The following is a 15,684-nucleotide window of genomic DNA, read 5'->3' as shown; positions in this document are numbered from 1 at the left end:
GGCTGTTTCAGTGAGTGAGCTGATCAACCAGTTCCGCGGCGCTGTCAACGGAGTCGAGCAACGCTCCGACGTGCGCTTTGGTACCTCGAAGCGGCTCGAGGGTGGGGATGCGGATCAACGACTCGCCGCCGAGATCGAAGATGACCGAATCCCAGCTCGCGGCCGCGATATCGGCACCGAATCGGCGTAAGCACTCGCCACGGAAGTATGCGCGAGTGTCGGTGGGAGGGTTCGTGACCGCGTCGAGAACCTGCTGTTCGGTGACAAGCCGCTCCATGGAGCCGCGAGCAACCAGACGGTTGTAGAGGCCCTTGTCGAGTCGCACGTCGGAGTACTGCAGATCCACCAGATGCAATCGCGGAGCCGACCACGCGAGTCCCTCACGATTGCGGAAACCTTCGAGCAGGCGCAGTTTGGCCGGCCAGTCGAGGATGTTCGCGCACTCCATGGGATCGCGCTCGAGGAGATCGAGAACCATCGCCCACTTGGCGACGATATCGTCCGCTCGCGGATCACGATCCGCCTCGCGATCGAGGAACTTCGAGACACGTTCGAGGTAAATACGTTGCAGCGCAAGCCCCGTCAGTTCGCGACCGTCGGCCAGCGCAACGGTCTTGCGAAGGGTGGGGTCGTGGCTGATGTGGTGGACGGCGGTGACCGGACGTGCCAGTTGCAGATCGGTGAGGTCGACGCCCGCCTCGATCAGGTCGAGTATCAGCGCGGTTGTTCCCACCTTGAGGTAGGTCGACATCTCCGCGAGGTTCGCGTCACCGATGATGACGTGCAGCCGGCGATACTTGTCCGCATCCGCGTGCGGTTCGTCGCGGGTGTTGATGATTCCGCGCTTGAGCGTGGTCTCGAGGCCTACTTCGACCTCGATGTAGTCGGATCGCTGCGAAAGCTGGAATCCGGCCTCGTCGCCGGACTGACCGAGACCCACACGACCGGAACCGCAGATCACCTGCCGCGACGCGAAGAACGGCGTCAAGCCGGTCACGATCGAGGCGAACGGGGTGTCACGCGAGCAGAGGTAGTTCTCGTGCGTGCCGTACGACGCACCCTTGCCGTCGACGTTGTTCTTGTACAACTGCAACCGTGGGGCACCCGGCACGCTGGAGGCGTGCCGCGCAGCTGCCTCCATCACTCGTTCGCCGGCCTTGTCCCAGATCACGGCATCGAGCGGGTCGGCGACCTCGGGGGCCGAATACTCCGGATGGGCGTGGTCGACGTACAACCGTGCCCCGTTGGTGAGAATCATGTTCGCGGCGCCGATCTCGTCCGCGTCGATGACCGGTGCGGGCCCGCTCATTCGCCCCAGGTCGAAGCCACGGGCATCTCGCAGCGGAGATTCGACCTCGTAATCCCAGCGTGTGCGCTTGGCCCGTGGCACGCCCGCTGCGGCGGCGTAGGCAAGCACCGCCTGGGTTGAAGTGAGAATCGGATTCGCCGACGGCTCACTGGGTGAAGATATTCCGTATTCGACCTCGACACCGATGATCCGCTGCATGACACAAGAGCCTATGTGATTGCGGCGCGGCACCCACAGGCGTGGCACAGTTGGAGGAATGCACCAACCTCTCACCGCAGACCTGAATCCCGCGGACGAGGTAGTCGCCGTGTACGACCGGACGGGTAATCCGATCGGCCGAGCACCACGTTCCGTCGTCTACTCGGGTGGGCTCTGGCACGCGAGTGCGGGCGTCCTGGTTCGCACCGGGGACGGCTCCCGCATCTACGTCCATCGCCGAACCGATACAAAAGCGGTGTTCGGGGGCTATCACGACTGTCTTGCCGGAGGTGTCGTTGATCCAGGTGAGACGCCGCAGGAAACCGCGATCCGTGAAGTCGGTGAAGAACTCGGAATCTTCGGAACAGCAGATCAGCCACTCCAACTGACGGAGATCGCTCGAATCTCCTGGGACGGCGAGTGGAACAACTCTCCGTTGCGCTGTCACCTGTTTGCGTTCGAACTCAGATACGACGGGCCGATGGCACATCAACCCAGCGAGATCGCCGAAGGTTGGTGGTGGACGCCGAAAGAACTCGGCGCCCACCTGCAGGACCCGTCGTGGCCGTTCGTTCCGGACTCACGCGCGCTGCTGGCCGACTATTGCTGGAGCTGAACACCGCTGGAGTTGAACACCGCTGCGACTGAACACTGCCGCGACCGTGATCAGCCCGGGGTGATGGCCGAGAGCCAAGCAGCAAACGCGCTGGGGTTGCGGGTCTGCGCGAGAACGCGTCCTGGGCCGGTGAAGTCGAAGACAAATCCTTCACCGGACTTCATCGACTGAATGGTGCGCCCCTGAACGGCGCGCCGCATGTTGAAGTTCATCCCGAGGTCGTAGGCGACCACGTGACCGGTATCGATCGTGACCGTCTCGCCTGGCTGCAAGTCGATGACGTCGATCGCGCCGTAGACGGCCAGCACTACTTCACCGTCGCCACTTGCCCGCAGACCGAATCCACCCTCACCGCCGAAGAGGTTGGACATGCCTCCCCATTTGGACTCGACGGTCACGCCGTAGGAGTTGGCCAACCAGGTTCCACGGTTGAGGAAGAACGGGCGATCGGACGTGATGGTCAGTGGGATCAGATCGCCGGGAAGCACGCCGGTCACGTCGACCCAACCACCTTGCGGCGGAGCGGTATACGTCGTGACGAAAAACGACTCCCCACTGAGCATCGACCGCTTGAGTCCCTGCAGGACGCCGCCCTGCGCCTTCGCTTCGAGAACTACGCCGGCGGAATGCGCGAGCATTGCCCCGCTCTCCACGCGCAGCGGTTCGCCGGGCGCGAGGTAGCAGCGAGCGACAGTGGACGACGGATTGTGTCGAAGATGTATCTGCACGGCGGGACTCTAAACCAGCACGACCGACCGGTCCAATCGCAACGGAGGGAACGGCAGCGACGCACAGATCGGGCCGACGACTCCCGAGGAGTGGCCGGCCCGATCGGTGTTGGTTTCGCTACAGGTACTGGCCCGTGTTCGACTCTGTGTCGATCGCGCGGCTGGCACTGGCGTTCTTACCGGTGACGAGAGTGCGGATGTAGACGATCCGTTCACCCTTCTTGCCCGAAATACGTGCCCAGTCATCAGGATTGGTGGTGTTGGGCAGATCCTCGTTCTCGGCGAACTCGTCGACGATGGAATCGAAGAGGTGCTGCACACGCAAGCCAGGAGCACCGGTGTCGAGTACCGACTTGATCGCGTACTTCTTGGCGCGGTCGACGATGTTCTGGATCATCGCACCCGAGTTGAAGTCCTTGAAGAACAGAACTTCCTTGTCGCCGTTGGCGTAGGTGACCTCGAGGAAACGATTCTCTTCGCTCTCCGCGTACATGCGATCGACGACGCGAACGATCATCGCCTTCAAGCATGCGGTGCGATCGCCACCGAACTCGGCGAGGTCGTCCGCATTGATCGGCAGACCGTCCACCAGGTACTTCGAGAAGATGTCCTGAGCGGATTCCGCGTCGGGGCGCTCGATCTTGATCTTCACGTCCAGTCGGCCGGGACGCAGGATGGCCGGGTCGATCATGTCCTCACGGTTGGAGGCGCCGATGACGATGACGTTCTCGAGCCCTTCCACGCCGTCGATCTCGCTGAGCAGCTGCGGAACGACCGTTGTCTCCACGTCGGAAGAGACTCCCGAACCACGGGTACGGAAGATCGAGTCCATCTCGTCGAAGAAGACGATCACCGGCGTCCCCTCGGACGCCTTCTCACGAGCACGCTGGAAGATCATCCGGATGTGACGCTCGGTTTCGCCGACGAACTTGTTCAGAAGTTCCGGGCCCTTGATGTTCAGGAAGTAGGACTTGGCGTCCTTGCTGTCCTGACCGCGAGCTTCGGCGATCTTCTTGGCCAACGAGTTGGCGACGGCCTTGGCGATGAGCGTCTTACCGCAACCAGGCGGACCGTAGAGCAGTACACCCTTCGGCGGCCTCAGCGAGTATTCGTGGAACAGGTCCTTGTGGAGGAACGGGAGTTCGACGGCATCACGGATCTGTTCGATCTGACGCCCGAGACCACCGATGTCGTCGTAGTGAACATCCGGAACTTCCTCGAGAACCAGATCTTCGACCTCGGCCTTCGGGATGCGCTCGAAGGCGTACCCGGCCTTGGTGTCGACGAGCAACGAGTCGCCCGGACGCAGTTTCCTGGTCGGAGAATCGGCGTCGTACGCGATGATGTCGGCTTCGGGGTCGGCGAAGACGGCTGCCAACGGTGCTGCGAGCCAGACGATGCGCTCTTCGTCGGCATGACCGACCACCAGTGCGCGCAAGCCGTCGTCGAGTACCTCACGGAGCGTGCTGATCTCACCGACCTGCTCGTAGGTGCCGGCCTCGACGATGGTGAGTGCCTCGTTGAGGCGCACCGTCTGTCCGAGGGCAAGGGTGTCCGTGTCGATGTTCGGTGAGCACGTCAATCGCATCTTGCGACCCGACGTGAACACGTCGACGGTCTTGTCCTCGTGTACCGAGAGAAGGACTCCGTAACCGCTCGGCGGCTGACCGAGTCTGTCGACTTCTTCACGAAGTGCGATGAGCTGCTGACGGGCCTCCTTGAGGGTGTCCATCAACTTGCTGTTTCGGATGGACAGCGAGTCCACCTTCGACTCCAGCTCACGCACCTGCTCCGGCGATTGTGCAAGTTGTCGGCGCAGTACTTGTGCTTCCACTCGTAGCGCGTGGAGTTCTTCTGCTGCCGCAACCGAATCCGGGTTCTCTGTCGAGCTCATGTGCGTCTCCTCCCAGTGCGATCCATCAACGCTACCGGCATAAGGCCCCAAGTGTCGCCAGACACGGTGCGCGAGTGCGAATTCACACGTGAGTACGGACCGTGCCGACTGGTCTCGAGCCAGGTTTTGGTCATGTTAGCCTTGCCTACAAGATGGAGACAGCGCCTGTCTCTCTTTACAACGAAAGGTAACGCTGTGATCATCCGCAAGACTCTCATCAGCGCTTGTGCCGTCGCTGCCGTCCTGACCATGGGCGCATGCAGCTCGGACGACAACAAGGATTCGACGGCTGCAAGCTCGACTTCGGTCGCCGCCTCGAGCACCACGGCCAAGGCCTCGGCTTCCGCCACGACGTCAGCTGCCGCTGCCGCAACGGCTCCGACGGCCGAGGAGCTCAACGCTTCGCTCGTCGCTCTGATCGATCCGGCCAAGCCGATCGAGGAGAAGACCGCTCTGGTGGTCGACGGAACCAAGCGTCAGGCCAACATCGAGACGATGAGTGCTGCGCTGGGCGGTAACCCGGCCTACGCGATCACGTTCAACGTGGACAACGTCAAGGTCGACGGTCAGACCGCAACCGCAGACGTCGCCGTCGTCAGCCCGCACGGCGCCGCACCCGCCACCCCGTGGACCTGGGAGCTCGAAGACGGCTCCTGGAAGCTGTCCGACACCTCGGCATGCGTGCTCCTGGAAATGGGCCGCGCTTCCTGCACCGCATAACTTCCAGCTACGACAAGAGCGGCGATCCGGAATCCGGATCGCCGCTCTTGTTGTTTTCGTGTGACTACTTGGCTGCCGTGTTCGAGCCCTTGCCCGCGCGCCGCTGCGGCTTCGGGGTGACCGTTCCTTCGGCCAGACGACGAGCGCTCACGAGGAACGCGGTGTGGCCCTGCATCCGATGCTCGGGACGCACCGCCAAACCGACGACGTGCCAACCGCGCACGATCGATTCCCACGACCGTGGCTCGGTCCAGCATTCCTGCTCACGCATCGCTTCGACGACTTTCGAGAGCTGAGTAACGGTCGCGACGTAGACGATCAACACGCCGCCTGGCACGAGCGCCTTCGAGACGGCGGGCAGGACGTCCCATGGAGCCAGCATGTCGAGTACGACGCGATCGACCTTGCCGCCGTGTGCTTCCGGATCGAACTCCGCCAGATCGGCGATGGTCAGTTCCCAGTTCGGCGGACGTTCACCGAAGAAGGTCTCGACGTTGCGAACCGCGTGTTCGGCATGATCGTCGCGGACCTCGTAGGAGATGACCTTGCCCTCGGGTCCGACGGCACGCAGTAGTGAACACGTCAGTGCGCCGGAGCCGGCTCCGGCTTCGAGCACGCGTGCTCCTGGAAACACGTCGCCTTCGTGGACGATCTGAGCTGCGTCCTTCGGGTAGATGACCTGTGCACCGCGCGGCATGGACAGCACGTAGTCGACCAGTAGCGGGCGCAGGGCGAGGTAGGGCGTGCCGTTGACCGACTTGACGACGCTGCCCTCGTCGGCGCCGATCAAATCGTTGTGAACGATTCCGCCCTTGTGGGTGTGGTACTCGCGGTTCGCCTCGAGAACGATCGTGTAGTGGCGTCCCTTGCCGTCGGTCAGCTGGACTCGGTCGCCGACGCGAAACGGCCCCGACGGCCGCTTGCCCGGCGCAGTGAGATCAGCTTCTGGAAGCTCTTGTTCGGGAATCTCGGCGACAGCGGACTGCACAACCTCATCCACTTCGGTCGTGACTTCTTCTGGTTGCAGCTCGTTCGCCATGCGCAGATGATCCCTGTTCGCTTGTTTCCGGTGTCCTCGCCACCGGCTCCGACGGAGTTGTCGGACCAACCGCATAGCCTGCCAGGTGTGAGCTCTGTCGAATTGCCAACCCCCACTCCAACGGGTGCAACATCACAGGAGCGCCCGCGTAGTCGGCCGGCGCTCTCTCCGTCGCGTGCGGGTGACTACAAGCAATGCCCCCTGCTCTACCGGTTCCGAGCGGTCGACAGAATTCCGGAAACACCTACCAGAGCCCAGGTCAGAGGCACCGTCGTCCACGCGGCCTTGGAAGCGCTGTTTGCACTCCCGACCGGTCACCGGGTTCCCGATCGCGCAGCCGAACTCGTCCGTCCCGCGTGGGAACGTGTCAGTGCCGAGTCTCCCGAGGCAGCTGATCTGATTCCGGAAGACGAGCTGGACGCGTTTCTCGGCGAAGTCGGCAAGCTCGTCGCGACGTACTACACGCTCGAAGATCCCACTCGATTCGATGCCGAGGCGTGCGAGGTCTACGTCGAGACCGAGTTGGAGAACGGCGTTCGACTCCGCGGCTTCGTCGACCGGATAGACGTTGCACCGACCGGTGAGGTGCGGGTGGTCGACTACAAGACCGGAAAGGCACCCCGCGAGTTCACCGAGTCCAAAGCGCTCTTCCAGATGAAGTTCTACGCGCTCGTACTACTGCGCACTCGCGGAATCGTTCCCGCGCAACTGCGCCTGATCTATCTGGCCTCCGGCTCGATTCTCACGTACGCCCCGGATCACGACGAGCTCATTCGATTCGAGCGGACCCTCTCCGCCATTTGGAAGGCGATCCTCGCGGCAGGTGCGACCGGAGACTTCAGACCCAAGCCTGGCAAACTGTGCGACTGGTGCGATCACAAGTCACTGTGCCCCTCGTTCGGCGGAACACCACCGCCGTATCCAGGTTGGCCGGACCTGCTGAGCACCGAACCTGTTGCTGCAAAGGAGAATTCATAACATGACGGACAGTTCGTACTACCGCTACCTCGGAACCACGGAGGAAGGGCACGAGCGGTTCGCGAGCACGCAGGCGACTGTCAGCATCTGGGGCCCGACACTGCAGCACGGCGCTCCCCCGTCGGCGCTGTTGGTACGAGCACTCGAGCGGTGTGGTGCGCGCGACGAAACCCGTCTGACGCGCGTCGTCGTCGAGATTCTCGGGCCTATTCCGATTGCCGACCTCGAAGTCCGGTCGTGGATCGAACGCCCCGGTCGCCGAATCGAATTGATCGTCGCCGAGCTGTGGGCAACCACCGCCGACGGATCTGCCCGCGCGGTTGCGCGCGGTACGGCATGGCGGATGGAGACCGTCGATACCGGCGAGGTCGTCCACGTAGTCGATCCCCCGCTCGAACCCCGTGACAGCGGCACCCCGGGCGTTCTCGAGGGTCTCTGGAGCGTCGGCTACCTCAAGACCCTCGACTGGTCCTGGATTGCTCCGATCGGGTGCGTGGGAACCGGGAAGGTCTGGGCGCGCCCCAAGCCCGAGCTGGTCGAGGGCGAGAAGATGTCTGCCCTCGAGCGTTTGTTCGCGGTGGCCGACATCTCCAACGGCGTCGGCGCCAAGCTCGACCCTGAGCACTGGACGTTCCTCAACACCGATCTCACGGTGCATATCTTCCGTGTGCCCGAGGGCGAGTGGGTCGGTGTCGCCGCCGAAACCACGACCGGTCCGGATGGCGTCGGCATGTGTGCGGGAGTGCTCTACGACGAGCAGGGTGCCGTCGGCCGTATCGCCCAGACTTTGCAGATTCGCGCCCGTTCCTGATTTCCAGGAACGGGCGCGAATGCGCGTAAATCTATTCAGGCAGTGATCAGAAAGCGCGTACCGAGCGGATGTTCGACGCGAGGATGGCCTTGGCGCCGAGTTCCGCCAAGGCATCCATCACCTGGTTGTGTCCCTTGATCGGAACCATCGCGCGAACCGCGACCCAGTCGGGGTCAGCCAACGGCGAGAGGGTCGGCGACTCCATACCCGGAGTCATCTTGATCGCGTCGTCGAGGATGGTGCGCGGGCAGTCGTAGTCGATCATCAGATTCTGCTGCGCGAAGACAATTCCGCGTACGCGTTCGATGAGCTGATTGCGTGCGGGATCGTCCTGCGGAGCGCCGGTGCGCTCGATCAGGACACCTTCGGAATCGCAGAGCGATTCACCGAAAGCAACGAGGTTGTGTTGGCGGAGAGTACGACCCGACCCGACCACGTCGGCGATCGCGTCGGCGACACCGAGCTGAATCGAAATCTCCACTGCTCCGTCGAGACGGATGACGGTTGCGTCGAGTCCGCGATCGGTGAGGTCCTTGCGGACAAGGTTCGGGTACGACGTCGCAATGCGCAGGCCGGACAGATCCTCAACGGCCCAGTCCTTGCCTGCTGGTGCTGCGTAGCGGAACGACGAACGGCCGAAGCCCAGTGACAGACGCTCGGATACGGGAGCGCCCGAGTCGCCGGCGAGATCACGACCAGTGATGCCGAGATCCAGCTCACCGGAGCCGACGTAGATCGCAATGTCCTTGGGACGCAAGAAGAAGAACTCGACCTGGTTGGCAGGATCGAGGACCGTCAGATCACGGGAATCGGTGCGTCGACGGTAGCCGGCCTCGCTGAGAATTTCGGCGGCGGACTCGGACAGTGAGCCTTTGTTGGGAACTGCTACGCGCAGCATGGTGGATGTCCTTTCGGAAGGTGTGGGTGACGTGAGACGACATGAATCGGAAGCCCTGGACGAGCGAGATGGCGAACATCTCGCTGGTCAGCTCCGATCACAGATGTCGGTACACGTCCTCGAGGGTCAGTCCGCGACCGACCATCAACACCTGCGTCCAGTACAGCAGCTGGGAAATTTCCTCGGCTAGCTGCTCATCGCTCTGGTATTCCGCAGCGATCCACACTTCACCGGCTTCCTCGATGACCTTTTTGCCCTGAGCATGCACACCGGCGTCGAGGGCGGCGACAGTGCCGGACCCCTCGGGGCGAGTAGCAGCACGCTCGGTCAATTCGGCGAACAAGGATTCGAAGGTCTTCACGGGTACACATTCTTTCACGAGGACGGAAGCGGTTTGCACACGCCCACGAACAGCGGTGTTCACAGGCCTGCGTCGAGGCTGCGCGAACTCACGAACCTGCGAGTCTGCCCGGTGATCGGATCCGGGTATTCCAACGCCCGCGCCAACAATCGCAACGGAGTCGAGAAGTCGCCGGGCACCGCGGGAAGGTACTCGGGGTAGTAATTGTCACCGACGATCGGGACGCCCAGCGAGTTGAGGTGCAGCCGAAGCTGATGGGTACGGCCGGTCCGTGGGAGCAACCTGTATCGACCGAGAGTCCGGCCGGCCGAGTCGGTGATCGTCTCGATCAGTTCGATCGAAGTCTCACTGTTCGGCTCGCCATCGATCTCGGTAGCCGTCATCTCGCCGTGAACTTTGTTGATGCAGCTACGCACCGTGCGAGGGAAAGTCAGTTCCGGATCGAACCCTGCAATCGCCTCGTATTCCTTGACGATCCGCTGCTCGGCAAAAAGTTCCTGGTACGGCCGTCGTAGGTCCGGTGTCACCGTGAACACGATGACACCCGCCGTCATTCGGTCGAGGCGGTGAACGGGCGCAAGGTCCGGAAGATCCAGATCACGACGCAGTCGCACGACGGCGCTTTCGACGATGTGCGCTCCCCGCGGAATGGTCGCCAGGAAGTGCGGTTTGTCGATCACGAGAATGGAGTCGTCGCGGTACAAGATCTTGATCTCGTGCGGAACCGGAATCTCGGGGGCCGGCTCGCGGTAGAAGTACACGAAGCGGGTCGGCTGATAGGGCGTTCGACTCGTGATCTTCCGCCCGTGCTCGTCGACGACGTCTCCGGCATTCACGAGGTCCGCCCACAGGTCCCGCTCCCCCGGGTGCTCGCCGATCAGATGCTCGAGGACGGTATGCGCCGACGACTCCGCCGGCATCCGCAGCCGGTCGGGTCCGAGACCGTTTCGGATCGGCAACGGTGCCTTGGGCACTGCTCAGTCCTGCTCGAGGTCTGGTGAACAACTCTCGCAGAGCAATTCGAGGGTGCGGCCGTCGCCGTCGATCCGATTGCGGTACCGCGGTGTCGGAGTACCACAATCGACACACACGCCGAGTGTCTTGGCTTCGGATGAGAACTCGATGTTCATCCGCTTGTCGAACACGTACAGGGAACCATCCCAGAGGCCGCGGTCGCCGAAAGTCTCGCCGTAACGGACGATTCCGCCGTCCAACTGGTAGACCTCGTCGAAGCCACGTGAGCGCATCAGCGAAGACAACACCTCACAGCGCACTCCGCCAGTGCAGTAGGTGACTACGGCTTTGCCCTTGAGATGGTCGTATTTTCCACTGTCGAGTTCGTCGACGAAATCGCGGGTGGTGGCGACGTCCGGAACTACCGCATCCCGGAAGCGGCCGATCTCGGCTTCGAATGCATTGCGGCCGTCGAAGAACACAACGTCGTCACCGCGACTGTCGACGAGTTCGTGTAGTTCCTTGGGCGCCAGATGAACTCCGCCACCGACAACACCGTTCTCGTCGACTTTCAGCTCGTCGGGGGCTCCGAACGTCACGATCTCCGAGCGAGCCTTGACGCTGAGGCGAGGGAAGTCGTTTCCGAGTCCGTCCGACCACTTGATGTCAGCGGTACGGAACGGCTCGTAGCCACGCGTTCCGCGGACGTATCGCTTGACATCCTCGATGTCTCCGCCGACCGTCGCATTGATTCCGTGAGGCGAGACGATGATCCGGCCCGTCAGGTTGTTGGACTCGGCCAGGCTGTGCTGCCACAGCTTGATCGCTTCCGGGTCCGCCAACGGCGTGAACTGGTAGAACAGAACAATTTTCGGAATAGCCACAGCAAATCCCGCCTAACGTGCCGCGCTCGAGTGAACGTCGTGAAGATCGTGAATGGACAAGTCCACCAGAGACTCTCGAAACACGCGTCCAGGCCCCTCCGGGACATCGACCTCACACGGAACGACGAGCACCGCGCAACCCGCGGCGCTTGCCGACGCAGTACCGGTCGGCGAGTCCTCGATGGCGAGGCACTGCGCCGGCTCGAGTCCGAGTAGATGCGCTCCGCGCAGGTACGGATCCGCCGCCGGTTTTCCGTTGGGAACCTCGTCGCCGCACACCGAGTGGTCGAAGAATTCACGGCCGAGCATGCCGAGTGCCCGATCGACCAGTACTCGCTCGGTGTTGGTGACCAGTGCAGAACGCAGACCACCGTCACGCACGGTCGCCAGTGCATCGCGAGCACCCGGCCGCCAGGTCACGCCGTCCTCGAACAGATCGCCGACGCGGGTGTACATCCAGTCCTTCGCCTCGGCGACGGCATCGGGATGCTTCTCCAGGCCGAGCGCGTCGAACACCGTCGCCAGAGCGAAGGGGCTCGACGCACCGATGACGGCGATGCGTGTCGCTTCCGTCATCGGTCCGCCCAGGCGTAGGGACAACTCACGAAGCGCGATGTCCCACAGCTTCTCCGAATCGAGCAGGGTGCCGTCCATGTCCCACAGGACACCACCGAGGGTCGATTCGGATACCTCGGTCAACAACTCAGACATTGAAATACTTTGCTTCCGGGTGGTGCAGGACAAAAGCGTCCGTGGACTGCTCGGGATGCAGCTGCAGTTCCTCGGACAATTCGACGCCGATTCGCTCGGGTTCGAGCAACGCCACCAACTTGGCACGATCCTCGAGGTCCGGGCACGCGCCGTATCCGAACGAGTAACGAGCGCCGCGGTACTCGAGATCGAAGTAGCCGGCAACCTCGGTCGGGTCCTGCTCCGCGACGGTTTGCCCCTCGGGGAGCACAAGCTCTTCACGAACGCGTCGATGCCAGTACTCGGCCAGAGATTCCGTGAGTTGGACGCCGATTCCGTGAACCTCGAGGTAATCACGGTACGAGTTCGACGCGAACAACTCGTTGGCGAAGTCCGCGATCGGCTGACCCATCGTCACCAACTGGAACGGAAGAACGTCGACCTGATCGGTCGCTTCTGCTTCCTTACGCGAGCGCACGAAGTCAGCGATGCACAGGAAACGGTCGCGATGCTGACGCGGGTAGGTGAACCGGAACCGTTCAGGTGCATCCGGTTTCGGTTCGGTGAGCACGATGACGTCGTCGCCCTCCGAGATCGCCGGGAAGTAGCCGTACACAACCGCGGCGTGCGCGAGGATGCCCTCGGACGTCAGCCGATCGAGCCAGTACCGGAGCCGCGGACGGCCTTCCGACTCGACCAGTTCCTCGTACGTCGGACCGTCGCCCTTGCGCTGACCGCGAAGGCCCCACTGGCCGAGGAAGAGAGCGCGCTCGTCGAGCAGCCCCGAGTACTCGGACAGAGAGATTCCCTTGACGATGCGCGAGCCCCAGAACGGCGGTGTCGGCACCGCAATGTCGGTAGCGACATCGGAACGCTCCGGCAGGACGACGGGAACCGCTGCAGCTTTACGCTTTTCGGCGATGCGCTTGGAACGCTCGTGACGAGCCTTACGCTCGGCAGCCTTCTCGCGAGCAGCGATGGCCTCTGGGCTGTCCGGCGCCGGGCCGCCGCCGCGCTTGGTCGTCATGATCTGGTCCATCAAGTTCAGACCCTCGAAAGCGTCGCGGGCATAGCTGACGTCGCCCTCGTACACCTCCTGCAGATCGTTCTCGACGTACGAACGCGTCAGCGCGGCACCACCCAGCAAAACCGGGAACTGTTCCGAGACACCGCGAGAGTTCAGTTCCTTGAGGTTGTCCTTCATGACCACTGTCGACTTCACGAGCAGTCCGGACATGCCGATGACATCGGCCTTGTGCTCGATCGCAGCATCGAGAATGGTCGCGATGGGCTGCTTGATGCCGAGGTTCACGACGTCGTAACCGTTGTTACTCAAGATGATGTCGACAAGGTTCTTGCCGATATCGTGGACGTCGCCCTTGACCGTCGCAATGACGAGGCGACCCTTGCCGTCGTCGTCCGTCGCTTCCATGTGCGGCTCGAGGAACGCAACTGCTGCCTTCATGACCTCGGCGGACTGCAGAACGAACGGCAACTGCATCTGTCCGGAACCGAACAGTTCACCGACGGTCTTCATGCCCGAAAGCAGTGTCTCGTTGATGATTTCGATCGGGGACTTGACCGTCATCGCTTCGGTGAGATCGTCGTCGAGGCCGTTGCGCTCGCCGTCGACGATGCGACGCTCGAGCCGGTCGAACAACGGAAGTCCGGCGAGTTCCTGCGCACGGGACTCGCGCGCCGACGCAGCCGAGACACCCTCGAACAGAGCCATCAGCTTCTGCAGCGGGTCGTAGCCCTCGCTACGACGGTCGTAGACCAGGTCGAGTGCGGTTTCACGCTGCTCGTCCGGAATTCGCGCCATCGGCAGAATCTTGGACGCGTGAACGATCGCCGTGTCCAGACCGGCCTCGGTGCACTCGTGCAGGAACACCGAGTTGAGGACCTGCCGTGCCGCCGGGTTCAAACCGAACGAAATGTTCGAGATACCCAGGGTGAAGTGCAGTTCCGGGTACGCAGCCTTGAGCTGACGGATCGCTTCGATGGTCTCGATGCCGTCGCGTCGCACCTCTTCCTGACCGGTGGAGATGGGGAAGGTCAAGGCGTCGACGATGATGTCGGACTCGGCGAGTCCCCAGTTTCCCTTGATGTCCTCGATCAGACGCTTGGCGATGGCGACCTTGGTCTCGGCGGTGCGAGCCTGGCCCTCTTCGTCGATGGTCAGGGCGACGACCGCCGCGCCGTGCTCCTTGACCAACGTCATGATCTTGTGAAAACGCGATTCGGGGCCGGCGCCGTCCTCGTAGTTGACGGAGTTGACAGCGCAGCGGCCACCGAGGTGTTCGAGACCAGCCTGCAACACGGCAGGCTCGGTGGAGTCGAGCATGATCGGCAGCGTCGAGGACGTCGCCAGACGGCTGGCCAGTTCCGACATGTCGGCGGCACCGTCGCGGCCCACGTAGTCGACGTTGAGGTCGAGCATGTGTGCGCCGTCGCGGGTCTGGTCCTTGGCGATGTCCAGGCACTTCTGGTAGTCCGAGGAGAGCATTGCCTCACGGAAAGCCTTGGAGCCGTTGGAGTTCGTGCGTTCACCGATCATCAGGATGCTGGCGTCCTGCTCGAACGGCACCGCCGAGTACAGCGAAGAGGTACTCGGCTCGTGGATCGGGGTGCGCTGGGCCTTCTCGACCTGACGGACCGCGTCGGCGACCGCGCTGATGTGCTCGGGTGTCGTACCGCAGCAGCCGCCTACGAGGCCGAGTCCGAACTCGGAAACGAAACCACTGAGGGCTTCGGCCAATTCGTCGGCGGTCAGCGGGTACTCGGCGCCCTTGGGGCCGAGCTGCGGCAGACCGGCATTGGGCATGACCGACACCGGCAGCGTGGAGTACTTGGAGAGATGTCGGAGATGTTCGCTCATCTCGGCCGGCCCGGTGGCACAGTTCAGGCCGATCATGTCGATACCGAGTGGCTCGAGTGCCGTCAGCGCCGCACCGATCTCACTGCCCAGGAGCATCGTTCCAGTTGTCTCTACCGTCACGTGCGTGATGATCGGCAACCGCAGTCCGAGTTGCTCCATCGCGCGCTGACTGCCGAGAATGGCAGCCTTCACCTGAAGCAGGTCCTGGCAGGTTTCGACGAGGATGGCGTCGGCGCCACCGTCGATCATGCCGAGCGCAGCTTCGGTGTACGCGTCACGAAGGACTGCGTACGGTGCGTGTCCGAGGCTGGGGAGCTTGGTTCCCGGTCCCATCGAGCCGAGTACGAATCGGGCCATGCCGTCGCGGCCTGGTCCCATCTCGTCCGCTACTTCACGGGCGAGAGCAGTGCCTTTTTCCGCGAGTTCGCGGATCCGGTGAGAGATGTCGTAGTCGGCGAGGTTGGGCAGGTTGCAACCGAAGGTGTTGGTCTCGACGGCATCGGCACCAGCGGCGAAGTACGCACGGTGGATGTCTTTGAGCACGTCGGGACGGGTGTCGTTGAGGATCTCATTGCACCCCTCGAGGCCGAGGAAGTCGTCCAGGGTGAGGTCCGCGGCCTGCAACATGGTGCCCATCGCTCCGTCGCCGATGACAACGCGCTGTTTCAGCGCATCAAGCAGGGCAGAGTTAAATGGGGCAGACATGCCGTCCAGAGTAGTGGGCGC

14 protein-coding genes are annotated in these 15,684 nt (G+C 62.8%); 4 read left to right on the top strand and 10 right to left on the bottom strand.

The window, feature by feature from the left end; all coding sequences use genetic code 11:
• Window positions 1-7 precede the first annotated feature (7 nt).
• Window positions 8-1,507 (bottom strand): depupylase/deamidase Dop, encoded by a 1,500-nt coding sequence (gene dop, locus H351_RS17075; protein ID WP_029255397.1) that lies wholly within the window; start codon window positions 1,505-1,507, stop codon window positions 8-10.
• A 58-nt stretch (window positions 1,508-1,565) separates the two neighbouring features.
• Between dop and H351_RS17070 the strand changes: the two genes are divergently transcribed.
• On the top strand, window positions 1,566-2,123 hold the full coding sequence (locus tag H351_RS17070; RefSeq protein ID WP_020969670.1) for an NUDIX hydrolase: 558 nt from the start codon (window positions 1,566-1,568) through the stop codon (window positions 2,121-2,123).
• A gap of 50 nt (window positions 2,124-2,173) precedes the next feature.
• Here the strand turns inward: H351_RS17070 and H351_RS17065 are convergent, their stop codons facing one another.
• Both H351_RS17065 and arc read right to left on the bottom strand, forming a co-directional pair.
• On the bottom strand, window positions 2,174-2,851 hold the full coding sequence (locus tag H351_RS17065) for a TIGR00266 family protein (protein ID WP_003944961.1): 678 nt from the start codon (window positions 2,849-2,851) through the stop codon (window positions 2,174-2,176).
• A gap of 118 nt (window positions 2,852-2,969) precedes the next feature.
• Entirely contained in the window at window positions 2,970-4,745 is a 1,776-nt protein-coding gene (gene arc / locus H351_RS17060; protein WP_003944870.1) for a proteasome ATPase, read from the bottom strand.
• Between the two features lie 195 nt (window positions 4,746-4,940).
• Here arc and H351_RS17055 point away from each other — a divergent pair, with 195 nt between their 5' ends.
• Window positions 4,941-5,465, top strand: a complete 525-nt coding sequence (locus H351_RS17055) for a WKL family lipoprotein (RefSeq protein WP_020907811.1) — start codon at window positions 4,941-4,943, stop codon at window positions 5,463-5,465.
• A 64-nt stretch (window positions 5,466-5,529) separates the two neighbouring features.
• Here the strand turns inward: H351_RS17055 and H351_RS17050 are convergent, their stop codons facing one another.
• On the bottom strand, window positions 5,530-6,453 hold the full coding sequence (locus tag H351_RS17050) for a tRNA (adenine-N1)-methyltransferase (RefSeq protein WP_007729892.1): 924 nt from the start codon (window positions 6,451-6,453) through the stop codon (window positions 5,530-5,532).
• A 138-nt stretch (window positions 6,454-6,591) separates the two neighbouring features.
• On the opposite strand from H351_RS17050, the gene H351_RS17045 reads away from it, so the two are divergent.
• The gene (locus tag H351_RS17045; protein ID WP_370627683.1) at window positions 6,592-7,482 is read left to right on the top strand and encodes a RecB family exonuclease; all 891 of its coding nucleotides are present in this window, start codon (window positions 6,592-6,594) and stop codon (window positions 7,480-7,482) included.
• 1 nt (window position 7,483) lies between these two features.
• Window positions 7,484-8,293 carry a thioesterase family protein gene (locus H351_RS17040; RefSeq protein WP_019748522.1) on the top strand — a complete coding sequence of 270 codons (810 nt, stop codon included), beginning with the start codon at window positions 7,484-7,486 and terminating at the stop codon, window positions 8,291-8,293.
• Window positions 8,294-8,339: 46 nt separating this feature from the next.
• Here H351_RS17040 and hisG read toward each other — a convergent pair whose 3' ends face one another.
• From hisG to metH, 6 genes are all read right to left on the bottom strand, one after another.
• The gene (hisG, locus tag H351_RS17035; RefSeq protein WP_003944905.1) at window positions 8,340-9,191 is read right to left on the bottom strand and encodes an ATP phosphoribosyltransferase; all 852 of its coding nucleotides are present in this window, start codon (window positions 9,189-9,191) and stop codon (window positions 8,340-8,342) included.
• Between the two features lie 97 nt (window positions 9,192-9,288).
• Window positions 9,289-9,552, bottom strand: a complete 264-nt coding sequence (locus tag H351_RS17030; protein WP_003944933.1) for a phosphoribosyl-ATP diphosphatase — start codon at window positions 9,550-9,552, stop codon at window positions 9,289-9,291.
• A gap of 59 nt (window positions 9,553-9,611) precedes the next feature.
• Window positions 9,612-10,526, bottom strand: a complete 915-nt coding sequence (locus H351_RS17025; protein WP_029255399.1) for a pseudouridine synthase — start codon at window positions 10,524-10,526, stop codon at window positions 9,612-9,614.
• 3 nt (window positions 10,527-10,529) lie between these two features.
• The gene (gene trhO / locus H351_RS17020) at window positions 10,530-11,390 is read right to left on the bottom strand and encodes an oxygen-dependent tRNA uridine(34) hydroxylase TrhO (RefSeq protein ID WP_003944828.1); all 861 of its coding nucleotides are present in this window, start codon (window positions 11,388-11,390) and stop codon (window positions 10,530-10,532) included.
• A 12-nt stretch (window positions 11,391-11,402) separates the two neighbouring features.
• A complete protein-coding gene (locus H351_RS17015) occupies window positions 11,403-12,101 on the bottom strand; it encodes an HAD family hydrolase (protein WP_020907815.1) in 699 nt (232 codons plus the stop codon).
• A complete protein-coding gene (gene metH / locus H351_RS17010; RefSeq protein WP_029255400.1) occupies window positions 12,094-15,663 on the bottom strand; it encodes a methionine synthase in 3,570 nt (1,189 codons plus the stop codon). The genes H351_RS17015 and metH overlap by 8 nt, the downstream gene beginning before the upstream one ends.
• Window positions 15,664-15,684 lie beyond the last annotated feature (21 nt).

The sequence above is a fragment of the Rhodococcus erythropolis R138 genome (assembly GCF_000696675.2).
GTDB lineage: Bacteria > Actinomycetota > Actinomycetes > Mycobacteriales > Mycobacteriaceae > Rhodococcus_F > Rhodococcus_F erythropolis.
Note: the sequence above shows the minus strand (reverse complement) of the source record. Positions and strands in the feature narration are given on the sequence as shown.